The sequence below is a fragment of the Ruegeria sp. HKCCD7255 genome (genome assembly GCF_013031565.1).
Classification (GTDB): Bacteria; Pseudomonadota; Alphaproteobacteria; order Rhodobacterales; family Rhodobacteraceae; genus Ruegeria.
Map to the genome: position 1 here is coordinate 169,282 of NZ_WQAG01000005.1, position 22,028 is coordinate 191,309.

Sequence of the window (22,028 nt, forward strand, 5' to 3'; positions counted from 1 at the left end):
CAGTGATTTGTGCGCTGCCTGATCACGGGCGGTGATTGATCCGTCCCACGGACCAACGGTCGCCATGATGGGTCACCTCGGTGACCGAGAGGTTGTCGATGCGATGGCTGAACGCTTCATAAGCAGTCAAATCCAGCGCGCGTTGCACCTGTGTCAGGATCACCCCGAAATGCGCCACGATGATTAGGTCTTGACCGCTGAACTGGGCAATCAACGCGTCAACGGCTGCATCGACGCGCGCGCGCAGTTCGTTCCAGCTTTCGCCCCCGGGTGGACGGACGTCACCGGGGTTGTCCCAATAGGCAAAGGCCAGTTCCGGGTCCTCAGATTCTATTTCTTTGAACCCGCGCAGCTCCCACGTGCCGAAGTTGATCTCGCGCAGGTCTGCCCGATGAGCCAATCGCTGGCGTTGCCCCTGTATGACCGACGCGGTGTCTGCCGCGCGGGTCAGGTCGGACGAAATCACAAGGGCCTGCGCGGGCAAGTGTTCGTGAAGGCGCGCGATGGCTGCGGTGTCGCTCAGGTCTGCGGGTAGATCGGACCATCCGACCATTGTTTTCGCATGGGTCGGCCCGTGGCGCACCAAATGCAGCCGCGTCACGGCAATTGCCCTTTCAGCACCAGCGGCAGACCGGCGGTGATCTGAACAACCAAATCTGCCTGCGCGGCCAGCGCGATGTTCAAGCGGCCTTGTGCCTCGCGAAACCTGCGGGACAGGGCGTTGTCTGGCACAATACCATGCCCGACCTCGTTCGAGACGATGACAACCTGTGCGGCGCAATCGCGCAATGCTTGCAACAGAGCGTCCTGCTGGGCCTGCAAATCATGTTCCGCCAGCAGATGGTTGGTCAGCCACATCGTGGCACAATCGATTAAACAGGCATCATCGGCGGTCAAATCACAAAGGGCCGGGTCCAGATCGAACGGAGCTTCTATCGTGGTCCAACCCGCACCGCGCTGGACAATATGTCGCTCGACTTTCTGGCGCATCTCGTCATCAAACACTTGTGATGACGCAAGGTAAACTCTGTTTTTCCCAGACGAAACAACAAGTTGTTCGGAAAATGCGGACTTTCCAGATGCAGCGCCCCCCAAGACTAAGGTTAAATCGGGACGCATAAATCATACCTTTCTGGTGATCCAACCGGTGATGTCCTGCGTATCGACACCAGGTCGGCAAGGCAAGCCCGGCCAACGCCTATGTAAAAAAGGGAGATTTGCATGGCTTTGGACAATGCAAACGATTTTTCGATGTCCCGGCAGGCGATGAAGGCCGAATTGCTTGATGCCGAGACAGAGTTGAAACTGGCCTATGCATGGCGCGATGACCGCGATGAAAAAGCGCTGCATCGTTTGATCACCGCCTATATGCGTCTGGCGATTTCCATGGCCGCCAAGTTCAAACGCTATGGCGCGCCGATGAACGATCTGATCCAAGAGGCCGGGCTGGGCTTGATGAAAGCCGCCGACAAGTTCGATCCTGATCGCGGGGTGCGGTTTTCTACCTATGCCGTGTGGTGGATCAAAGCCAGTATTCAGGACTATGTAATGCGCAATTGGTCGATGGTGCGGACCGGTTCGACCTCATCGCAAAAATCGCTGTTCTTCAATATGCGGCGCGTGCAGGCGCGGCTTGAGCGTGAGGCCGCCACCGAAGGGGTAGAGCTGGATCGCCATCAATTGCATCAGTTGATCGCAACCGAGATTGGCGTGCCACTGCGCGATGTCGAGATGATGGAAGGTCGCCTGTCGGGCTCGGATTTTTCGCTGAATGCGGTGCAATCGGCGGATGAGGACGGGCGCGAGTGGATTGACGCGCTTGAGGATGAGCGCGAGCAAGCTGCCGAGACCGTCGAGAACAGCCACGATACCGAGCAATTGCGCGAATGGTTGCTGGCGGCGATGAACGCTTTGAATGATCGCGAACGGTTTATTATCCGTGAACGCAAATTGCGTGAGCCGGCACGCACCCTTGAAAGTCTGGGGCAGGAGCTGAGCCTGTCCAAAGAGCGGGTCCGTCAGCTTGAAGCCGCCGCCTTTTCAAAAATGCGTAAGAACCTTGAAGCCCAATCGCGCGAGGTGCAACACTTCCTCGCATGAGAACTTTTGCGATTCTGGTGGTTGCCGCAGTTGCGTGCCTTGGTGCAAGTCGCGCGGCTGTTGCAGCGGATCTGATACCTGATGAGATCATCGCAGAGATGCAATCTGCGGATGTCGTCATTCTGGGTGAAATCCACGACAATCCCGATCACCACTATGTCCAGAAAGAGGCATTAGAGGCGATTGATCCGTCTGCGGTTGTCTGGGAAATGGTAACCGAGGAAGGCGCGCAGCGGCTTGCGCAAACCGCGGTCTCAAACCCTGATGAATTGTCCCGTATCTTGCGCTGGGCTGAATCCGGCTGGCCGCCGCTTAGCATGTATTACCCTTTGTTTCAGGCGACACGTGCTCCGGTCTATGGTGCCATGGTGCCACGATCAGCCGCCCGTGCTGCGATGGAGCGTGGGGCTGCGACGGCTTTAGGAGCTGATGCGGCACGGTTTGGACTCACCATCCCCCTATCTGCAGCAGAGCAAGCCGCACGTAAAGCTGAACAGATGGCGGCGCATTGCAATGCTCTTCCTGCCGAAGCCATGCCGCAGATGGTGGCCATTCAAAGGCTGCGCGATGCGGTGCTGGCACGCGCGATCCTGCGGGCTGAAGCAGAGACCGGAGGGCCGATTGCCGTGATCACGGGTAACGGACATGCGCGCAAGGATTGGGGGATACCAACCTATCTGGCGCGCTTGCGTCCGGGCCTGAAAGTCTTTGCCCTGGGGCAGTCCGAAGATGGTGCGATCACGGGGGAATTTGACGCGGTTGTCGACAGCCCGGCACCCGAGCGGGAAGACCCGTGCAAAGCCTTTGAAACCAGCAATTAACCGCTGGAACTGTCTGCCCGCCTTGCCTAAGCTTGGCGCTGACCGGGACAGGAAGGGCTGAACATGCTGGCATCCAAACGTATCCTGCTGATTATCGGCGGCGGGATCGCGGCCTATAAATCGCTGGATCTGATCCGGCGCCTGAATGAACGTGGCGCTGCCGTAACTCCTGTTCTGACCCGTGCAGCCGAAGAGTTTGTGACACCTTTGTCCGTCTCCGCTCTGGCCGGAGAGAAGGTTTACCGTGACCTCTTTGATCTGACGGATGAGGCCGAGATGGGTCACATCCAACTGTCTCGATCCGCTGATTTGATCGTGGTGGCCCCAGCGACAGCAGATCTGATGGGCAAGATGGCCGGAGGCTTGGCCAATGACCTGGCCTCCACCCTGCTGATGGCCACTGATACGACCGTATTATGCGCACCTGCCATGAATGTCCGAATGTGGGATCATCCCGCCACACAGCGCAATCTGGCGCAGTTGCAGGCGGATGGCATCCGCTTTGTGGGCCCGAATGAAGGCGACATGGCCTGCGGAGAATTCGGCCCCGGTCGCATGTCCGAGCCGCTTGAGATCGTGTCGGCCGTCGAAGCCGCGTTGGGTGACGGGCCGCTGAAAGGCAAACGGGTTCTGGTAACCTCTGGCCCGACGCATGAACCCATTGATCCCGTACGCTATATCGCCAACCGGTCGTCAGGGGCGCAGGGCAGCGCGGTGGCTGCTGCCTTGGCGGCGCTGGGTGCCGAGGTTGTTTTTGTGACGGGTCCGGCAGACGTGCCTCCACCGCAGGGCGTTCAGGTTGTCCCGGTTGAAACGGCCCAACAGATGGCCGACGCGGTCGACGCTGCGCTACCGGTTGATGCCGGGGTTTTTGCAGCAGCCGTCGCCGATTGGCGTGTGTCCTCAGCCTCGGATCGCAAGTTGAAGAAAAGCCGGGATGGCCTGCCGGTTCTGGAATTTGCCGAAAATCCAGACATTCTCAAGCAAGTGGCCCGTATGGAGCAGGGGCGTCCAACACTTGTTGTCGGTTTTGCAGCGGAAACCGATGACTTGGTCCAAAATGCAACGTCCAAACGCGACCGAAAGGGCTGTGACTGGATCGTGGCCAATGATGTCAGCCCGTCAACCGGGATCATGGGCGGGTCCGAGAATGCGGTCGTGCTGATTTCCGATACCGGCGCCGAAGATTGGCCCCGCATGAGCAAGGATGAGGTTGCGCGCCGTCTTGCACTTCGGATTGCCGAGGCGCTGAGCTGACAAACACAGAACAAAGGACCCAGCATGGTATCTATCCGTGTCATCCGTGATGAGGGTGCTGATCCCAGCATTCCTCTGCCGTCTTACGAAACCGAAGGTGCGGCAGGTGCTGATGTGCGTGCCAACCTGCCTGACGCAACATCGGTGCGGCTTGAACCCGGCGCACGCGCGTTGATCCCGACGGGTCTGAGGGTCGAAATCCCCCAAGGGTTCGAGATACAGGTCCGTCCACGTTCGGGGCTGGCGCTGAAACACGGCATCACTCTGCCCAACACGCCGGGGACGATCGATAGTGATTATCGCGGCCCGCTGGGTGTCATCGTGCTGAACGCGGGGCAGGAGAGTTTTGAGATCACCCATGGCGAGCGTATCGCTCAGCTGGTGGTCGCCCCGGTCGTGCAGGCCTCGTTCGAGCTGGTTGATAGCTTGGACGAAACCGAACGTGGTGCTGGCGGCTTTGGGTCGACGGGACGCGCCTGATGCTGCTGGTTTTGCTTATGGCGGCAGGTCTTTGGGGCATCGGCTATCTGGCCGGTGTCTCGCGCTCGGCGCGCGTCGTTTCGGTCTCGGTGCTTTTGATCGGCGTGATCCTGGCGCAGTTGGTGCTACCGGATGGGCACCCTTTGCGTCAGGCCACCGGCGGGTCTGCGGCCCTTTGGTTGATGCTGGCTGGCTTTGCGGCTTTGGCGGTCGGCTATGGCCAAGTTGTAAAGGCGCTGCGCTCCCGAGCAACAGCAGAACCGGAACAGGACATGCCAAAACCCCAAGGTACCTTTAGCGAAACCGAACTCGACCGCTATGCCCGCCACATCGTATTGCGAGAGTTGGGCGGCCCGGGACAGAAACGCCTGAAACAAGCGCGCGTTCTGGTGATCGGTGCAGGCGGGCTGGGCGCACCTGCACTGCAGTATCTGGCCGCCGCAGGGGTGGGGACCATCGGGGTAATCGACGACGATGTAGTCGAGAACGCCAATCTGCAACGTCAGGTCATCCACCGCGACGCCGATATTGGCATCCCCAAGGTCTTCTCGGCCCAGCAGGCGATGGAGGCGCAGAACCCGAATGTCGTAGTGCGCCCCTATCACCGTCGCCTGAGCCCGGACATTGCGATCGAACTGTTCCAGGACTTTGACCTGATCCTTGACGGCACAGACAATTTCGACACGCGCTATTTGGCCAACCGCACAGCCGTTGCACTGGGGAAACCGCTGATATCCGGCGCTCTGTCTCAGTGGGAAGGACAGTTGAGCGTTTTTGATCCCGCCAATGGCGGCCCCTGCTATCAGTGCATCTTCCCCGAGGCGCCAGCCGCTGGTCTGGCACCCTCCTGTGCCGAAGCTGGCGTCATCGGCCCCTTGCCCGGTGTTGTCGGGTCGATGATGGCGGTCGAGGCGATCAAGGTGATCACGGGTGCGGGGCAAGCCCTGCGTGGCGAAATGCTGATCTATGACGCGCTCTACGGGGAAAGTCGCAAGATCACCCTGTCGCAAAACCCCGACTGCCCGATCTGCGCGGGATCGCACCCCTAACTCAATTGCCGCATGCCAAAGGCACGCGGCCCGGGCCGACACCGCCAAGACGCATCCTCTCCTTCCCTACCAGTGAGTTTTCCAAGCTCAACCACTGGACCATCGCGCCCGCCCTCCCTAGCTTGATTGGCAAAGGAGATCTCAATGACCAACTCGATCCTGTCTGATTGGACCACCCCGTTCGAACTTGCACCTTTTGCGCAGATTTCAGACGATGATTTTGCGCCCGCATTGGATCAGGCGATGGCGGCGCATAATGCCGAGATTGATGCGATTGCCGCGAATACCGAGGCACCGAGTTTTGCCAACACGGTTGAGGCTCTGGAGGCAGCGGGTGAGGATCTGAACAAAGTCTTGTCGGTGTTTTTCACAGTGGCCGGGGCTGACAGCAACCCGAAACGTGAAGAGCTCCAGCGCGCGTTTTCACCCAAGCTGGCGGCGCATTTTGCGGCGATTTCGTCGAACAAGGCGCTGTTCAGCCGTGTCGCAGATCTGTGGGACAGGCGTGACGGTTTGGATTTGACCGAAGAACAGGCCCGTGTGTTGATGCTGTCCCATCGGGGCTTTGTGCGGGCGGGGGCGGCGCTGGAAGGCGATGCTGATGCAAGGATGCAAGAGATCAAGTCGCGCCTGGCCACTTTGGGGACAAGCTTCACCCAGAACCTTCTGGCCGATGAGCGCGATTGGTACATGGACCTGAGCGAGGATGATCTGCACGGCTTACCGGACTTTGTTGTCGATGCAGCGCGCGCGGCGGGCAAAGAAAAGGGTGTAGACGGGCCGGTGGTGACCCTGTCGCGCTCGATCATCGTTCCGTTTCTGCAATTCTCACCCCGCCGCGACCTGCGGGAAAAGGCCTATCGGGCCTGGACGGCCCGCGGGGCCAATGGCGGAGAGACGGACAATCGCGAAATCGCTGCTGAGATCCTGACACTGCGCCAGGAACGCGCCCAGCTTTTGGGCTATGACAGCTTTGCCGACTACAAACTTGAAACCGAGATGGCACGCACACCGGGCCGTGTGCGGGATCTGTTGATGCAGGTGTGGGAGCCGGCCACGGCCCAGGCCGATGCGGATGCCGAGGTTCTGACCGAGATGATGCAGGACGACGGTGTCAATGGCCCGCTCGAGGCGTGGGACTGGCGCTACTACGCCGAAAAACGCCGCAAGGCCGAGCATGATTTGGATGAGGCGGCTTTGAAGCCCTATTTGCAGCTGGATCGCATGATCGAGGCGTCATTTGCCTGTGCGAACCGCTTGTTCGGGCTGGAATTTGCCCCCTTGGATGTGCCGCTCTATCACCCCGATTGCCGCGCGTGGGAGGTGACCCGCAATGGCCAGCATGTGGCCGTGTTCATCGGGGATTATTTTGCGCGGGGCTCAAAACGGTCGGGCGCGTGGTGCAGCGCGATGCGGGCGCAGGCGAAATTCCCGAAGGTGCAGGCGCCGGTCGTGATCAACGTCTGCAACTTTGCCAAAGGTGATCCGGCTTTGCTGTCTTATGATGACGCGCGCACTTTGTTTCACGAGTTCGGTCACGCCTTGCACCAGATGCTGTCGAACGTAACCTATGAAAGCATCTCCGGTACCTCTGTGGCGCGGGACTTTGTTGAGCTGCCAAGCCAGCTTTATGAGCATTGGCTGGAAGTACCGGAAGTTCTGGCCGAATACGCGACACATGCGGAAACAGGCGAACCCATGCCGCAAGAGATGCTGGCGAAGGTGTTGAACGCGGCCAATTTCGATCAGGGGTTCCAAACGGTTGAATATGTGGCCTCGGCCCTTGTTGATCTGGCCTTCCACGACGGTGCTGCCCCGGCGGATCCGATGGTAAAACAGGCCGAGATGCTGGCCGAATTGGGTATGCCACACGCAATCGGGATGCGGCACGCCACACCGCATTTTGCCCATGTTTTTGCGGGCGATGGCTATAGCTCGGGCTATTATTCCTACATGTGGTCCGAAGTGATGGATGCGGATGCTTTCGCAGCCTTTGAGGAAGCAGGTGGCGCGTTTGATGCTGAACGGGCAAAGGCTCTGGAGGACAATATCCTGTCAACCGGTGGTTCGCGCGAGGCCGAGGATCTCTACCTAGCCTTCCGCGGGCGCCTGCCGGGCGTTGAGGCTTTGCTGAAAGGTCGGGGTCTGATCGCGGCCTAATAGCCCAGAGTGCGGTCTACGAGGTGAAGGTAGGGCTCTCCCGCCTCACCGCGCCGGATATTCTCGACAATGACCTGAGCCGCGGTCGGTGGCCGGGTCTCGGATGCGATATGAGGCGTGACCGTCACATTGGGGTGCGCCCAAAAGGTGTGATCGGTGGGCAGGGGCTCGACACGGAAGACATCTAGCGTCGCGTGTCCGATCTGGCCTGCATTCAACGCGGCCAACAGCGCCTCATCATCGATCAAAGGGCCGCGCCCCGGATTGATGATATTGGCACCTTTGGGCATCAGCGCAAGGGTCTGAGTGTTTAACGTATTCTCAGTTGCAGCTGTGTCGGGCAGCAGCAGAACCAGGATTTCTGCTTGCGAAAGAGTTTCTCGTAAACCTTCAGGCCCGTGCAAACATGTGATCCCTGCGATCTCTTTGGCCGAGCGGCTCCAGCCGATGACGTCAAAGCCCAGGCTGTTCAAGGCGCAGGCCGACGCGGTGCCCAATGTGCCCAGCCCCAAAATGCCGACCGTCCGTTCTGAGGCCAGCGGCGGTGGGTCTGGCTCCCATGTGCCATCCTGCGTTGTGATGTGCTGGTCCATCCCGAGATGATAGCGCAGCACATGGCCAACGACCCATTCGGTCATGCCCTGGGTCAATCCGTGATCGACCATGCGGGCCAATGGTACGGTCAGGGTTTCATTGTCAGCAATGCTTTCCACTCCGGCCCACAGGCTGAGTACAGCCTTGAGCCGCGTGTAGGGTGTGAAATCGCGCAGACCGCCATTGGGGGCATAAATGACATAATCGACCTGATCCGGCGGGATATCCGTCGACAGATGAAATTCCAGCCCTGCGTCCAACAGATTTTGACGAAGCAGGGGTTCATAGACCGGCCATAAGGCTGGGCGCGCGGAAAACAGGATGTTGACGGTCATCTAAAGCCTCTGAGTTAGCGAGGTCGGTGGATATGTGCGCTCTGCACGATGCCGAAGGCGGCCATTAGCACCAGCATGGCCGAACCACCATAACTGACCATTGGCAGCGGGACGCCTACGACCGGCGCCAGCCCCATCACCATGGACATGTTGACAGCGAAAAACAGGAAGAAGTTCAGCGCGATCCCAAGGGTGACCAGAGACGAGAAGCGATCTTTTGTCGACAAAGCTGTAACCATGCAGAAGATCAGGATCAGCGCATAAAGGACCAGCAAGGTGATCCCGCCTACAAAGCCGAACTCTTCTGCCAAAGTGGTGAAGATAAAATCGGTGTGCTTTTCCGGCAGGAAGTTCAGGCGCGATTGCGTGCCTTGCATAAAGCCCCGCCCGTTCCAGCCGCCTGATCCCAAAGCGATCTTTGACTGGGTGATGTGATAGCCCGCGCCCAACGGGTCGGTCGACGGGTCCAGAAACGTATCGATGCGCCGGAACTGATAGTCTTTGAGCAATTGCCATTCCGTGCCTCGGCTGTTGAACACGGTTGCGATAAGCCCGACGCCTGCCGCGATCACCGCCGCGAAATAGGCCCAGTGGACGCCAGCCAGAAACATCAGCCCGCCACCAGCTGCGAGCAACAGGATAGACGTGCCCAGATCAGGTTGGCGCAGCACCATGAAGGTCGGGATCAGGATCAGAAGTACCGGGATGATCACCCAGATCGGGCGCGAGGTTTTCTGTGATGGAAGCCAATCGTAATAGGCGGCCAACAGCATCACCAGCGTAACCTTCATCAGCTCGGACGGTTGCAGACGCATGAACCCCAGGTCGATCCAGCGCTGCGCGCCCATGCCGACCGTGCCGAACAGCTCCACAAAGACCAGCAGTGCGATTGATCCCAGATAGGCCAGTACCGACATGTTGCGCCAGAACCAGATGGGCACCATGGCGACGATGAACATCACTGTCAGGCCAAGCCCGAAACGCTCCATCTGAGGTTCGGCCCAAGGGGTCCATGACCCGCCTGCGACCGAGAACAGCATCAGAAAACCGGCACTTGCAACGCTGATCAGCAACAGGGTCAGGGGCCAGTTCAGATACAGGATTTTGCGAAATCCCGATGGTGTGGATTTGACGGTACTTTCAAGATAGCTCATGCGCGGTCCTTCGCGTCAGGACGCGCTTTGGGGCGGGGGTCGCCCTCAAGCTGGATCTGCTGCTCTTTGATGCGTTCGCGGTCTGCTGCGGGATAGGCTTCGAGCGGGGGGGTTCCGTTATAGAGCGCTTGAAGCATGATGTCGCGGGCAACAGGGGCCGCGGCTTTTGAACCACCACCACCGTGCTCGACAACAACAGCAATGGCGTATTTCGGTTTGTCGTAGGGTGCAAAGCTGACAAACAGCGCGTGGTCGCGGCGCTCCCATGGAAGGTCTTCGTTGCGGATCACGCCTGCGGCGCGCTCGGCCTTGGTGATGTTGCGCACCTGGCTGGTACCGGTCTTGCCAGCCATGCGAAAATCATCGGCAATGATACGGCTACGATAGGCGGTGCCGCGTCGGTCGTTCGAAACAGTCCACATCGCGTGGCGAACCTGTTCCAGATTGTTGCGGTTCACCGCCAGCGGTTCGCCCGCGCCCGACGGTTCTTCGACCCCGTTGACCGACCGCACCAGGCGCGGAGACACTGCGCGACCGGTGGCAATCCGCGCCGTCATCACCGCCAATTGCAGCGGTGAGGCCAGCATGAAGCCTTGCCCGATCGAGGCATTGGCGGTGTCGCCCACCAGCCAGTCCTGCCCATGGACACGTTGTTTCCATTCCTGATTGGGGGCCAGCCCAGCGGCCACCGCCGACATCGGGATGTCATGTTTCACACCCAACCCGAAGGTGCGGGCCATGTCCGATATCTTGTCGATGCCCACACGCAGAGCGACGTCATAGTAGTAGACGTCGCAACTGCGTTTCAGCGAGGTTTCCAGATCAACCGTTCCGTGACCGCCGCGTTTCCAGCAGTGAAAGCGGCGGCTGCCGACCTTCAGGTGGCCCGGGCAGTAAACGGTGCTGGAGGGTGCAATAACACCCGCCTCTAGCGCCGCCAGCGCGGTGATCATCTTGAAGGTGGAGCCGGGCGGATAAGTGCCTTGCACGGTTTTGTTCGCCAGTGGGCGATATTTGTCGTTGGTCAGTACGCGGTAGTCTGCCACCGAAATCCCGCGCACAAACAGGTTCGGATCAAAGCTGGGGGCCGAGCTGATGGCCCGAATGTCGCCGGTTTCGCAATCGATCACCACCGCAGCGGCGCTTTCACCCGCCAACCGCGCCTGTGCATATTGCTGCAGGTCGGCATCGACCGAAAGTTGCAGATCGGCGCCTGCAATGCCTTCTTGCCGGTCCAACTCGCGCATCACTCGCCCGGTCGCGTTGACTTCGACCCGCTTAGCACCTGCTTTGCCGCGCAACGACCCTTCCTGTTTGGCTTCTAGCCCCACCTTGCCGATCTGAAAGCGCGGGATGCGCAACACCGGTTCGGGATCTTCGATCTGGCTCAGGTCATAGTCGCTGACCGGGCCAACATAACCCACCACATGAGCAAAATCCTCATAACGGGGGTATTGCCGAGTCGAGCCGACCTCGGGGATCACGCCGGGCAGGGCGGGGGCGTTCACGGCCACTTTCGAAATGTCTTCCCACGTGACCTGGTCTGCCAAAGTCACGGGCAGGAACGGGGCAGACCTGCGCATTTCAGTCTTGGCGCGGTCGATCTCTTCCTGTGTCAGCGGGATCAGCTCCGAGAGCTTGGCGATGACCTTGTCGATATCACCGGCATCTTCGCGCACGATGACAATGCGGTAAGAGGGGGAGTTCTGCCCGATGATCTGCCCGTTGCGGTCGTAAATCCGGCCCCGGGTTGGCGGGATCAGGCGAATATTGATCCGGTTTTCTTCGGCCAGCAGGCGGTATTCGTCGGCTTGATCCACCTGCATGTACCGCATGCGCGCGGCCAGCCCGCCTATGAAAACGGCTTGCAACCCGCCCAGCACCAGAGCACGGCGCGGCAGGCGCTTATAGGCGCGGCCTTCTGTTTTCTGCGTTGGCCGCTTCATCCCCGTGCTCCTATCGCGCCCGTATCCGCGGCCGAGAATCTGCGTACGCCAAAGGCGCTCTGGCTCAGCAGAACGATGATCGGATAAATCGCGATTGTCAGCATCACTTGTATCGCCACTGGACCTAACGCAGCTTGTTGCACCGACAGAATAGCAAGGATCATCCGGTTCAGGACAAAAATTGCAGTGATCACAGCCGCAACTGTACTCCACTCAGCAAGAAACCCGGCATCTCGCATCCCCGGTGCCGCGTTGCGCAGATAACCGGTGCCAAGCACAACCAAAGCGGCCAGCAGGCCGGGCGGGCGTTGTAGAAGAAGATCAGCCATCAGCATGACTGCAGCGACGCTGACGATTGGTACAAATTCGGGTCTGCGCATCACCCAAGCAAAGGTCAGTGCGATCAAAAAATCGGGAAACGGCCAGCGATCAGGTTTCGTATCCAGCGGTAACAGGTGCAGGAACATGATCGCCAATGCCAGGCCCAGATATAGGCAGCGTTTGCCCCAAAGCTGTGAAACCGGTCTATCCATCGCCGGCCTCCGGCTGTGTCAGGGCGGCTTCGGGGCGCTGCGGGCCAACAAGCCCGCCCGGGTCGCGGATCGCCGGGGCGGATTGAAACCGGAGGACACGGAGAAATTCCAACCGTTCAAAATCGGCTGACAGGCGCACGCGCAATCGCCCACCCGGATCAGCTGTAATCTGACCAATCAGCAACCCACCCGGGAACACGCCACCATCGCCCGAGGTCACAACGCGATCTCCGGGACGTACCAGTTCGCGGTTCTCCAGAAATTCGATCACCGGGGCTGAGGTATTGTCGCCGGTCACCAACGCGGTTTGCCCAGAGGGTTGAATGGTCGCCGGAATGGCGCTGGATGCATCAGTCAGCAGGATAACCCTCGCCGTATCTGGTCCGACGCCGGAAATCCGACCGACAACACCGATCCCGTCCATCGTTGCCCATCCATCGACGATGCCATCGCGCTCACCAACATTCAGCAGAACCGACTGGCGGAAGGGGGATCCGCTATCAGCCATGACAACGCCCGTGACATAGGTCAGACGCGGGTCAAGCCGTACATTGTTGAGGTCCAGCAGGCGCGCGTTTTCCTGCTCCAGCTGCAGCGCGGCTTCTTTCCAGGCGCGCATCAGGCGCAGCTCACTGCGCAGTTCGCGGTTTTGTTCGCTGAGCCGTTGGTAGCTTTGGAAGTCTCTGAACAGATTGACCAGCCCGGTGACCGGGACCATGGCCCATTCCATCGACGGGACCACGGCATCAACAACCTGAGCCCGAAACCGCTCGACCCGCGGGCTGTCGATCCGCCAGATCAGGAAAATTCCCAGCAGGCACAACACAACAAGACCCGTAAGCAATCTGCGCAGAGGGGTTGTGTATTCATCGCGCTGTGAACGGTCCTTTGCCACAGGTTACCTTCCCGTGCTGCTCGTATCCGTCTTTTACCCTAAGAAGGGTGCGCGCCTTAGCTTTCGTAGTCAATCGCGTGGCGCAGTTGTTTTTCGTATTCCAAAGCCTTGCCGGTGCCCAAGGCCACGCAGTTCAGGCTTTCATCGGCAATCGACACGGCCAAGCCGGTCTGTTCGCGCAGTGCCAGATCCAGATCACCCAGCAAAGCACCGCCACCTGTCAGCATCACGCCACGGTCAACGATGTCAGCGGCGAGATCTGGCGGAGTGGTTTCCAGAGCGGTCATCACCGCCTCGCAAATCGCCTGAACAGGTTCCGAAAGCGCTTCGGCCACCTGCGCCTGACTGATTTCGATTTCCTTGGGCACACCGTTCAACAGGTCGCGCCCCCGGATCTGCATTGATTGGCCCCGGCCATCGTCGGGCATCCGTGCGGTGCCGATGGTGGTTTTGATCCGCTCAGCAGTGGACTCACCCACCAGCAGGTTCTGCTGTCGGCGCAGATACGAGATGATTGCCTCATCCATCCGGTCACCACCCACACGCACCGAGCGCGCATAGACGATGTCACCCAGTGACAGAACAGCAACCTCAGTGGTACCGCCGCCGATATCCACGACCATGTTGCCTGTCGGGTCAGTGATCGGCATGCCCGCCCCGATTGCAGCAGCAATCGGCTCGGCAATCAGCCCGGCGCGGCGTGCTCCGGCAGACAGCACAGATTGACGGATCGCGCGTTTTTCAACCGGGGTGGCTCCGTGGGGGACGCAGACGATGATCTTGGGCTTCGAGAAGGTCGAGCGTTTGTGCACCTTGCGGATGAAGTGCTTGATCATCTCTTCGGCGGTGTCGAAATCGGCGATGACACCTTCACGCATCGGGCGGATAGCTTCGATTGAACCGGGTGTGCGGCCCAGCATCAGCTTGGCATCTTCGCCAACGGCCAGGACCTTTTTGACACCGTCTTTGACGTGATAGGCAACCACCGAGGGCTCCGACAGGATGACCCCGCGTCCCTTGACATAGACCAGCGTGTTCGCTGTACCTAGGTCGATGGCCATATCTGCTGTAAACAGACCGCCCAGATTGCCAAAGAATCCCATATGTCCCTGATCCTGCTTGTACGTTCTTATAATCTGCCCGCGACTCGACGGTTCCGGGACGGATGCCTTATAGGGTGCGAACCCGCCCGGTAAAAGGGTTGATTCCGCGACAATCAGCACCTTTCCGCCTTATTGATACGGACTTTAGAAGGCAAAATGCTCTCATATCAACATATTTACCACGCTGGAAATCTGGCTGATGTACAAAAGCACGCATTATTGGCGTGGACGCTGCGGTATCTGACGCAAAAGGACAAGCCAATCAGCTATATCGAGACCCATTCGGGGCGTGGATTGTATCAGCTGGATGCGGCAGAGGCGGTTCGGACAGGTGAGGCGCAGGCCGGCATTCTGAGGGCGCAGCGCGAGGGGTGGTTTGGCCCTGATCACCCGATGTCGGATGTATTGCGCCGAGTGCAGGCGAGCCATGGGGCCTTGGCCTATCCTGGATCGCCTTTGATTGCGGCTCATGAGTTGCGGGAACATGACAGCCTGCACTTTGCCGAGCTGCATCCGCGGGAATATGCGGCCTTGGAGCTTGCGACCTCTGCATTCGGGGCGAAAACCTATCCGCAGGACGGGTTTGAGCTTGCACAGTCCTTGCTACCGCCGACGCCTCGGCGCGGAATGATGTTGATTGATCCAAGCTATGAGGTGAAGGCGGATTACGAGCGTCTGCCCAAACTGATCGCCAAACTGCACCGGAAATGGAATGTGGGGATCATCGCGCTTTGGTATCCCGTTTTGACTGATGGTCGGCATAAGCCGATGCTTGCAGCACTGAAGGCGCAAGGGTTTCCGAAAGCATTCTGTCATGAAGTCCGCTTCCCTCCCGCGCGCGAAGGCCACCGCATGGTCGGGTCTGGTATGTTCTTTCTGAACGCACCCTTTGGCATCGAAGACGAAGCCGCGCGCCTGACAACGTTGTTTCAGAAGTTGTGACCCGCAGAAGCGCCCGCCCCGTTTGCCAGCATCAAAGATGCGGTCAAACGTGTTGGGCCCGGCACCGCGAAAGCGCGGTGCCGGGCCCAAAGCCGGCAGGATGTTCGGCGTAGCCGGACAGCCGCGGGTGCGGGAGCCCTGCCAGCCAGCGGCGATCAGGTCAGGTCTTTGTAGCTGATCTCGCGCGTGTCCGCCCCGGGGCCCGCCTTTTCGCGGCGCATGATCAGGCGGTTCAGGGCGTGGATATAGGCTTTGGCCGAGGCAACCACCGTGTCGGTGTTGGCCGATTGTCCGGTGGCGATCATGCCGTCCTCTTCCAGACGTACCGACACTGTTGCTTGCGCATCTGTGCCTTCGGTGACGGCGTGCACCTGATAGAGCTGCAGATGCGCTTTGTTCGGATAGATCGCACGGATTGCTTTGAAGGTCGCATCAACGGGGCCGTCACCATGCTCGGTGGCGATCACATCCTTACCATCCACTTCCAGTTCGACGGTTGATTCCGCTTGGCCCCCAGTGCCACAGGTGACTTTCATCGACACCAGATGGAGGTGATCGTTCGCCTCGTCATCGTCCAACGTCATCAGAGCGATCAGGTCGTCGTCAAAGACCTCTTTCTTACGGTCGGCCAGATCCTTGAACCGCACAAAGATGTCCTTGAGCTGATTGTCCCCGACCTCATAACCCAGTGTTTCCAGCTTGTCGCGCAGCGCGGCGCGGCCCGAATGCTTGCCCAACGGCAGCGAGGTTCCGGAGAGACCGATGTCCTCGGGGCGCATGATCTCGAAATTCTCGCGGTTTTTCAGCATCCCGTCCTGGTGGATACCGCTTTCATGGGCAAAGGCGTTCTTGCCGACGATCGCCTTGTTGAACTGAACCGGAAAACCAGCCACGGTCGCCACACGGCGTGAGATATGCATGATCTTGGTGGTGTCGATACCCGTGTTCCAGGGCATGATATCGTTGCGGGTACGAAGCGCCATCACCACCTCTTCCAGCGCGGTATTGCCCGCGCGCTCACCCAGACCATTAATGGTGCATTCGATCTGACGCGCTCCACCCGCGACGGCCGCCAGAGAATTCGCGGTCGCCATGCCGAGGTCATTGTGGCAATGGGTGGCAAAGACCACCTCATCAGCGCCCGGAACAGTCTCGATCAGGCGCTTGATCAGGTCGGCGCTTTCCACTGGAGCGGTATAACCGACAGTGTCGGGAATATTGATCGTGGTCGCCCCCGCCTTGATCGCAATCTCAATCACACGGCACAGGTAATCCCATTCCGTCCGGGTTGCATCCATGGGCGACCATTGAACGTTTTCACACAGGTTGCGTGCATGGCTGACCGTTTCGTGGATCTTGTCGGCCATCTCATCCATGGTCAGGTTCGGGATCGCACGGTGCAGCGGCGAGGTGCCGATAAAGGTGTGAATGCGGTTCTTCTTGGCGTGCTTCACCGCCTCCCAGCAGCGGTCAATATCGGCGAAATTGGCGCGCGCCAGTCCGCAGATGCGGCTGTTTTTGGACCGTTCTGCAATCTCGGACACGGCCTTGAAATCACCTTCCGAGGCGATGGGGAAGCCAGCCTCGATGATATCGACGCCCATGTCATCCAGCAGTTCGGCGATTTCCAGCTTTTCATCATGGGTCATGGTCGCGCCGGGGCTTTGTTCGCCGTCGCGCAAAGTGGTATCGAAGATCAAGACGCGGTCTTGGTCGGTCACGTTGGTCATGGGATTCTCTTTCTTCTTCTGTCCTAAAGCCTATGGCGCGCCGGCGTCCTCCTCTGAGCGGGCGCGCCGGATGGCACGCTCAGAGGCGGATTAGGATCAGTAGGCCACGCAGCGATGCACCGCGAAGGGCGGTGTCGACAAGTGTGATATCTGCGCGGTCGATCATGAGGACGACCTTATACAACGCGGGGTCGGAATGAAAAGTGGGAAAATGATGCCGATGTCGGTGCCAGGTATCCGAGGGCCCGCGTTGATCTTGGTGGTTGGGCCTCTAGCTTGAGGGTCATGAGCACAGCGTTGATCATCGGGGCAAGCGGCGGGATCGGGCAGGCGGTCTGCACCCGACTTGAATCCTCAGGGGTTGCGGTTACCCGGTTGTCGCGGTCGGAACACGGGTTGGATTTGACCCGGCCCGACTTGGCCGAGCCCATTCTGGACCGCATCGCTGGCCCTTTCGATCTGGTGCTGGTGGCAACGGGGGCGCTTGAGATCGATGGCGCCGTGCCCGAAAAGTCGCTGCGCGCAGTCACGGCGCAAGCCATGATGGACCAGTTTGCGCTGAATGCGGTTGGACCGGCTTTGGTTCTGAAACACGCCGTTCGTTTGTTGCCCCGTGACCGGCCTTCGGTGTTTGCGGTGCTGTCGGCGCGAGTCGGGTCGATCGGAGATAATGGGCTGGGCGGTTGGGTCAGCTATCGCGCGGCCAAGGCGGCATTGAACCAGATCGTCCACACGGCAGCTATTGAGCTGAAACGCACCCATCCCAAAGGTGTTTGTGTGGCGTTGCACCCCGGTACGGTCAAAACCAAGTTCACGCAAAAATACCTGGGCCGCCATCCAGCGGTCGAACCGTCAGCGGCTGCCGAAAACCTGTTGCGTGTAATCGAGAGCCTGACACCGGATCAGTCCGGCGGGTTTTTCGATTGGGCCGGTAAGCCTATCCCGTGGTGAGAGACGCTTAGCCGTCCGAGCTTGTGTCTTCCGCGGGGCTCTCTGTCGGCTCGTCTTGTGCTGCAGGCTCGGTGGTGCCAGAGCCTTCGACAAAAACACCGTTTTCGAACGTGCCGGATTCCACCACACCATTGGCATAGGTCATCGTGCCGTCACCCTGACGTTTGTTGTCGACAAAGCTGCCAACATAGACATCGCCGGTGGCATAAGTCGCCGTGCCGATACCGTTGATCGCGCCTTCGCGCCAGTCGCCTTCATATTTGAAACCGTTGGGCGTGGTGAGCGTGCCTTTGCCGTGCCGTTCGCCATTGTTGAAGTCACCTTCATAGACCGAGCCATCGGCGAATGTGGTTTTTCCCGTCCCAGAGCGAACACCTTCCACCCAGTCGCCTTCGTATTGATAACCGTTCGGATGGGTCAGTTTTCCGGTACCGTGATATTGCGCGTTCTTGAACTGACCGGTGTAGATAGTGCCGTTGGAATAAGTCGCGGTGCCCGTGCCTTCGAACACTCCGGCAATCCATTCGCCATCATAAGAGGTCCCATTGGGATATGTGGTCCGGCCTTTGCCATGGGGCAGATCGTCGAGCAGATCCCCGGTGTAGACCGCGCCATCAGGATAGGTGATCTCACCCAATCCTTCGATATGGCCATTCACCCAGGCGCCAGTATAGCTGTAGCCATCCGCCCCGGTCAGGGTGCCCTGACCATGGCGCAGGTCGTCGACAAAATCGCCCTCATAAACGGTACCATTGGCATAGGTTTCCTTGCCTTTGCCGTGTCGGCGACCGTTGATCAGCTCGCCTTCGTACACGTCGCCATTGGACAGCACCTGTTTGCCGGTGCCTGTGATCTGATCTTCCAGCCAATCACCGGTATAGGTCATGCTGTCGGGTACGGTCACCGTGCCTTTGCCGTGGCGCTGGCCGGCCTTCATGTCGCCTTCATAAGTGCCACCATCGGCATACGTGATTTTGGCAAACCCTTCTTTCACCCCGTCGACCCAGCCCCCATCATAGACATAACCCTTCTGGTCGGTCAGAACGCCTTCGCCGTGGCGCTGAGCGTCACGAAAGCCGCCTTCATAGCGCATACCGTTGGTGTATTGTGCGATGCCGTTGCCGTTGATCGCGCCGTCGCGCCATTCGCCCTCATAGGTGCCGCCATTGGCAAATGTGATCTTGCCAAGACCCTCGGGTTGGCCTTTGACAAACGTGCCTTCATAGATCGACCCATCCGCATAGCGGGCCGTGCCCTGGCCCTGAATCTCGCCTTCGACCCACTCACCGGTATATTCAAACCCACTGGGCAAACGATACGTTCCGGTGCCATGGCGCAGGCCGTTTTGGAAAGTGCCTTCATAGACACCGCCAACCTCGTCATCCTTGGTGATGATTTGCCCGTCTTGTGCAGAGGCAAGCTGCGCCGAAAGGCTGAGGGCGGAGATAGCAAGGATATTACGGATTACACTCATGGTACTAACTGGTTTGCCCTGTTCTAAGGTTCCCACACAACTGGCGCAAAACTAGGCCACCGCTGAACGCAGGGCAACGGCTTTTGCAGCATTTGGCTTTTCCTCGCCGCCCGATCTGCTAAATGCGATGGAAACGATGAACATAAGAGGGCATCGATGGCCGACCGTTTCCGCATCACACTGGCGCAATTGAACCCGTGCGTCGGCGATATCGATGGTAACGCTGCCCAAGCGAAGGATGCCTGGCAAAAGGGGCGCGACGCGGGGGCCAACCTTGTGGCGCTGCCCGAAATGTTCATCACCGGCTACAATACGCAGGATCTGATCGCCAAGCCCTCTTTCCATCTGGCCGCCATGCGCGCTGTCGAGGATTTGGCGACATCCTGCGCAGATGGCCCCGCCCTGGCAATCGGTGGGCCCTGGGCGGAAGATGGGAAACTGTATAACGCCTATCTCATCCTGAAAGGCGGTCGGATCGCCAGCAAGGTGCTGAAACACCATTTGCCAAATGAAACGGTGTTTGATGAGGTGCGCCTGTATGATGCGGGTCCGCTGGGCGGACCTTATTCAGTTGGCAACTTCCGGATCGGCAGCCCGGTTTGCGAGGATGGCTGGCACGAAGATGTATCCGAGACTTTGGTTGAGACCGGTGCTGAGTTTCTGCTGATCCCCAATGGATCGCCCTATTTTCGCGACAAATACGACATTCGGTTGAACCACATGGTTTCGCGCGTTGTCGAAACCGATCTGCCGCTGATCTATCTGAACATGGTGGGCGGGCAAGACGATCAGGTCTTTGACGGGGCAACCTTTGGCCTGAACCCGGGTGGAGAACTGGCGTTCCGGATGCCTGTCTTTGACACCGCCATCACCCATGTCGATCTGGAGCGCGGCGACGAAGGCTGGCGCATTGTTCCGGCCGAGATTGTTCCGCAACCCGATGTGTGGGAGCAGGATTACCGCGCCATGGTCGAGTCGTTGCGCGACTATATGCGCAAGACCGGGTTCAAATCCGCGGTTCTGGGGTTGTCGGGCGGGGTCGACTCGGCCCTGGTTGCCACAATCGCCGTTGACGCGATCGGGGCCGAGAATGTGCGCTGTGTCATGTTGCCTTCGGAATATACCAGCCAGTCGTCGCTGGATGATGCCGAGGCCTTGGCCAAAGCGCTGGGCGTGCAATACGACTTTGTGCCGATCTCCGAAGGGCGGGCGGCGATCACAAACACACTGGCGCCATTGTTTGTCGGGCGTGACGAGGATCTGACCGAAGAGAACATCCAGTCGCGGTTGCGCGGGCTGCTGCTGATGGCGATTTCGAACAAGTTTGGTGACATGTTGCTGACCACAGGCAACAAGTCCGAGATTGCGGTGGGCTATGCCACGATCTATGGCGACATGAACGGTGGCTATAACCCGATAAAGGATCTCTATAAGACCCGGGTTTTTGAGACCTGCCGCTGGCGAAACGCCAACCATCGTGACTGGATGCAAGGACCGGGCGGAGAGGTGATTCGACCCTCCATTATTGACAAACCGCCAAGTGCCGAGCTGCGTGAGGATCAAAAGGATTCCGACAGCTTGCCTGACTATCCGGTTTTGGACGGTATACTGGACATATTGGTGGATCAGGATGGCTCGATCGCCGACTGTGTTTCCGCCGGATTTGATGCCGATGTCGCGCGGCGGGTCGAGCATCTGATCTATATCAGCGAATACAAGCGTTTTCAGTCTGCACCGGGGACGCGACTGTCGCCCAGAGCCTTCTGGCTGGACCGCAGATACCCGATTGTTAATCGCTGGCGTGACCGCTGAGTCGCGGTAAAAGCGGTAAGAATTCGTTGATCGTTCACCTCTTGTGGACAATCCTAATCTGGCTTCTGGATTGTTTATTATTATCAGCGGCCTAGCCGTCGTTTTCTTCTGTTTTGCTTGCCAGCTTGTCCTTTTTTTGACACATTTATGGCCGGGGTTTGCCTTATGTTTGGCAATCGTGACGCGATGTGGATGTCGAGCCGATGTTGGCCTGTGAATTTGCGTCGTTGCATTGGGAAACCAGGCGCCTGTGTTTTTGGGTGCTGATGTACAGAGTGTTGGTGGTCGATATGTTTAATGAATACGACAAGCCTTTGCATGCGCCGTCGCGCATGAAGATGATGAAGTCGCCCGGTCAGGAACTGGACGAGCAAAAAGTTGACGCGGCAATTTCAAGCCTCATCAGCGATCTCGGGTCCGAGGGCGATCTGGAACCAGAGCCCGGCCGTGACCTGCCCGAGCTAGCGGCGCAGGAAGAGGTGGATGAAATCATCGATGAAGAGCTCGCAGCCGAGGAAAATGGCGTCAAGCATCTGTTGCGCCAGACTTGGGCGCATCTGTCGGGTGCCGCGTAACGGTTTTTGCTGACGAAATATAGATATGCGCATGGCGATTGCGCCACAGGTGGCCTGTATTGCAGGCCACCTTTGTTTTTCGGATTGTCAGTGCCGATGTCCTGAGGCCTGATGTCG

At 59.0% G+C, this 22,028-nt stretch carries 20 protein-coding genes; 10 read left to right on the top strand and 10 right to left on the bottom strand.

Translation table 11 applies throughout. From position 1 onward, the window contains the following. Positions 1-22: 22 nt before the first annotated feature. Both GOX45_RS11585 and cobU read right to left on the bottom strand, forming a co-directional pair. The gene (locus GOX45_RS11585; protein ID WP_171101032.1) at positions 23-601 is read right to left on the bottom strand and encodes a histidine phosphatase family protein; all 579 of its coding nucleotides are present in this window, start codon (positions 599-601) and stop codon (positions 23-25) included. After that, complete coding sequence (gene cobU / locus GOX45_RS11590; RefSeq protein ID WP_171101034.1) at positions 598-1,119, bottom strand: bifunctional adenosylcobinamide kinase/adenosylcobinamide-phosphate guanylyltransferase; 522 nt, start codon at positions 1,117-1,119, stop codon at positions 598-600. Before cobU ends, GOX45_RS11585 begins: the two co-directional genes overlap by 4 nt. A gap of 102 nt (positions 1,120-1,221) precedes the next feature. Between cobU and GOX45_RS11595 the strand changes: the two genes are divergently transcribed. The 6 genes from GOX45_RS11595 (at position 1,222) to GOX45_RS11620 (ending at position 7,867) form a co-directional block, all read left to right on the top strand. Continuing rightward, entirely contained in the window at positions 1,222-2,100 is an 879-nt protein-coding gene (locus GOX45_RS11595; protein ID WP_171101036.1) for an RNA polymerase factor sigma-32, read from the top strand. Then, positions 2,097-2,921: a ChaN family lipoprotein gene (locus GOX45_RS11600; protein WP_171101038.1), complete on the top strand. Its 825-nt coding sequence runs from the start codon at positions 2,097-2,099 to the stop codon at positions 2,919-2,921. The genes GOX45_RS11595 and GOX45_RS11600 overlap by 4 nt, the downstream gene beginning before the upstream one ends. Before the next feature lie 63 nt (positions 2,922-2,984). Further along, a complete protein-coding gene (gene coaBC, locus GOX45_RS11605) occupies positions 2,985-4,178 on the top strand; it encodes a bifunctional phosphopantothenoylcysteine decarboxylase/phosphopantothenate--cysteine ligase CoaBC (RefSeq protein WP_171101040.1) in 1,194 nt (397 codons plus the stop codon). 24 nt (positions 4,179-4,202) lie between these two features. Then, entirely contained in the window at positions 4,203-4,658 is a 456-nt protein-coding gene (dut, locus tag GOX45_RS11610; protein WP_171101042.1) for a dUTP diphosphatase, read from the top strand. Then, on the top strand, positions 4,658-5,707 hold the full coding sequence (locus GOX45_RS11615) for a molybdopterin-synthase adenylyltransferase MoeB (protein ID WP_171101044.1): 1,050 nt from the start codon (positions 4,658-4,660) through the stop codon (positions 5,705-5,707). The genes dut and GOX45_RS11615 overlap by 1 nt, the downstream gene beginning before the upstream one ends. Positions 5,708-5,851: 144 nt before the next feature. Next, on the top strand, positions 5,852-7,867 hold the full coding sequence (locus GOX45_RS11620) for a M3 family metallopeptidase (RefSeq protein WP_171101046.1): 2,016 nt from the start codon (positions 5,852-5,854) through the stop codon (positions 7,865-7,867). On the opposite strand, the gene GOX45_RS11625 is transcribed toward GOX45_RS11620, so the two are convergent. From GOX45_RS11625 to GOX45_RS11650, 6 genes are read right to left on the bottom strand one after another with little or no spacing between them, the layout of a single operon-like run. After that, complete coding sequence (locus GOX45_RS11625) at positions 7,864-8,796, bottom strand: glyoxylate/hydroxypyruvate reductase A (RefSeq protein ID WP_171101048.1); 933 nt, start codon at positions 8,794-8,796, stop codon at positions 7,864-7,866. The two genes, GOX45_RS11620 and GOX45_RS11625, sit on opposite strands and share 4 nt — an antisense overlap. A gap of 14 nt (positions 8,797-8,810) precedes the next feature. Next, positions 8,811-9,950, bottom strand: coding sequence for a rod shape-determining protein RodA (gene rodA / locus GOX45_RS11630; RefSeq protein ID WP_171101050.1), 1,140 nt, complete (start codon positions 9,948-9,950; stop codon positions 8,811-8,813). Next, entirely contained in the window at positions 9,947-11,896 is a 1,950-nt protein-coding gene (gene mrdA / locus GOX45_RS11635) for a penicillin-binding protein 2 (RefSeq protein ID WP_171101053.1), read from the bottom strand. The genes rodA and mrdA overlap by 4 nt, the downstream gene beginning before the upstream one ends. Next, a complete protein-coding gene (locus tag GOX45_RS11640; RefSeq protein WP_171101055.1) occupies positions 11,893-12,429 on the bottom strand; it encodes a rod shape-determining protein MreD in 537 nt (178 codons plus the stop codon). Before GOX45_RS11640 ends, mrdA begins: the two co-directional genes overlap by 4 nt. Next, complete coding sequence (gene mreC, locus GOX45_RS11645; RefSeq protein WP_171101057.1) at positions 12,422-13,324, bottom strand: rod shape-determining protein MreC; 903 nt, start codon at positions 13,322-13,324, stop codon at positions 12,422-12,424. The genes GOX45_RS11640 and mreC overlap by 8 nt, the downstream gene beginning before the upstream one ends. 56 nt (positions 13,325-13,380) lie before the next feature. Then, entirely contained in the window at positions 13,381-14,427 is a 1,047-nt protein-coding gene (locus GOX45_RS11650) for a rod shape-determining protein (RefSeq protein ID WP_171101059.1), read from the bottom strand. 156 nt (positions 14,428-14,583) lie between these two features. On the opposite strand from GOX45_RS11650, the gene GOX45_RS11655 reads away from it, so the two are divergent. Then, on the top strand, positions 14,584-15,369 hold the full coding sequence (locus GOX45_RS11655) for a 23S rRNA (adenine(2030)-N(6))-methyltransferase RlmJ (protein WP_171101061.1): 786 nt from the start codon (positions 14,584-14,586) through the stop codon (positions 15,367-15,369). Between the two features lie 155 nt (positions 15,370-15,524). On the opposite strand, the gene GOX45_RS11660 is transcribed toward GOX45_RS11655, so the two are convergent. After that, positions 15,525-17,099, bottom strand: a complete 1,575-nt coding sequence (locus tag GOX45_RS11660) for a 2-isopropylmalate synthase (RefSeq protein WP_171101063.1) — start codon at positions 17,097-17,099, stop codon at positions 15,525-15,527. Between the two features lie 285 nt (positions 17,100-17,384). On the opposite strand from GOX45_RS11660, the gene GOX45_RS11665 reads away from it, so the two are divergent. Beyond that, the gene (locus tag GOX45_RS11665; RefSeq protein WP_171101066.1) at positions 17,385-18,050 is read left to right on the top strand and encodes an SDR family NAD(P)-dependent oxidoreductase; all 666 of its coding nucleotides are present in this window, start codon (positions 17,385-17,387) and stop codon (positions 18,048-18,050) included. Between the two features lie 7 nt (positions 18,051-18,057). On the opposite strand, the gene GOX45_RS11670 is transcribed toward GOX45_RS11665, so the two are convergent. After that, entirely contained in the window at positions 18,058-19,524 is a 1,467-nt protein-coding gene (locus tag GOX45_RS11670; protein WP_171101068.1) for an MORN repeat-containing protein, read from the bottom strand. Positions 19,525-19,680: 156 nt separating this feature from the next. Here GOX45_RS11670 and GOX45_RS11675 point away from each other — a divergent pair, with 156 nt between their 5' ends. Beyond that, complete coding sequence (locus GOX45_RS11675; RefSeq protein WP_171101070.1) at positions 19,681-21,336, top strand: NAD+ synthase; 1,656 nt, start codon at positions 19,681-19,683, stop codon at positions 21,334-21,336. 266 nt (positions 21,337-21,602) lie between these two features. Continuing rightward, on the top strand, positions 21,603-21,911 hold the full coding sequence (locus GOX45_RS11680) for a hypothetical protein (protein WP_171101072.1): 309 nt from the start codon (positions 21,603-21,605) through the stop codon (positions 21,909-21,911). Positions 21,912-22,028: the final 117 nt, after the last annotated feature.

Excerpts from the sequence above, each read along its gene's own strand:
- cobU (WP_171101034.1), bottom strand. The coding sequence starts at position 1,119 with ATGCGTCCCGATTTAACCTTAGTCTTGGGGGGCGCTGCATCTGGAAAG.
- GOX45_RS11595 (WP_171101036.1), top strand. The coding sequence starts at position 1,222 with ATGGCTTTGGACAATGCAAACGATTTTTCGATGTCCCGGCAGGCGATG.
- GOX45_RS11600 (WP_171101038.1), top strand. The coding sequence starts at position 2,097 with ATGAGAACTTTTGCGATTCTGGTGGTTGCCGCAGTTGCGTGCCTTGGT.
- coaBC (WP_171101040.1), top strand. The coding sequence starts at position 2,985 with ATGCTGGCATCCAAACGTATCCTGCTGATTATCGGCGGCGGGATCGCG.
- dut (WP_171101042.1), top strand. The coding sequence starts at position 4,203 with ATGGTATCTATCCGTGTCATCCGTGATGAGGGTGCTGATCCCAGCATT.
- GOX45_RS11615 (WP_171101044.1), top strand. The coding sequence starts at position 4,658 with ATGCTGCTGGTTTTGCTTATGGCGGCAGGTCTTTGGGGCATCGGCTAT.
- GOX45_RS11620 (WP_171101046.1), top strand. The coding sequence starts at position 5,852 with ATGACCAACTCGATCCTGTCTGATTGGACCACCCCGTTCGAACTTGCA.
- GOX45_RS11625 (WP_171101048.1), bottom strand. The coding sequence starts at position 8,796 with ATGACCGTCAACATCCTGTTTTCCGCGCGCCCAGCCTTATGGCCGGTC.
- rodA (WP_171101050.1), bottom strand. The coding sequence starts at position 9,950 with ATGAGCTATCTTGAAAGTACCGTCAAATCCACACCATCGGGATTTCGC.
- mrdA (WP_171101053.1), bottom strand. The coding sequence starts at position 11,896 with ATGAAGCGGCCAACGCAGAAAACAGAAGGCCGCGCCTATAAGCGCCTG.
- GOX45_RS11640 (WP_171101055.1), bottom strand. The coding sequence starts at position 12,429 with ATGGATAGACCGGTTTCACAGCTTTGGGGCAAACGCTGCCTATATCTG.
- GOX45_RS11650 (WP_171101059.1), bottom strand. The coding sequence starts at position 14,427 with ATGGGATTCTTTGGCAATCTGGGCGGTCTGTTTACAGCAGATATGGCC.
- GOX45_RS11655 (WP_171101061.1), top strand. The coding sequence starts at position 14,584 with ATGCTCTCATATCAACATATTTACCACGCTGGAAATCTGGCTGATGTA.
- GOX45_RS11660 (WP_171101063.1), bottom strand. The coding sequence starts at position 17,099 with ATGACCAACGTGACCGACCAAGACCGCGTCTTGATCTTCGATACCACT.
- GOX45_RS11665 (WP_171101066.1), top strand. The coding sequence starts at position 17,385 with ATGAGCACAGCGTTGATCATCGGGGCAAGCGGCGGGATCGGGCAGGCG.
- GOX45_RS11670 (WP_171101068.1), bottom strand. The coding sequence starts at position 19,524 with ATGAGTGTAATCCGTAATATCCTTGCTATCTCCGCCCTCAGCCTTTCG.
- GOX45_RS11675 (WP_171101070.1), top strand. The coding sequence starts at position 19,681 with ATGGCCGACCGTTTCCGCATCACACTGGCGCAATTGAACCCGTGCGTC.
- GOX45_RS11680 (WP_171101072.1), top strand. The coding sequence starts at position 21,603 with ATGTACAGAGTGTTGGTGGTCGATATGTTTAATGAATACGACAAGCCT.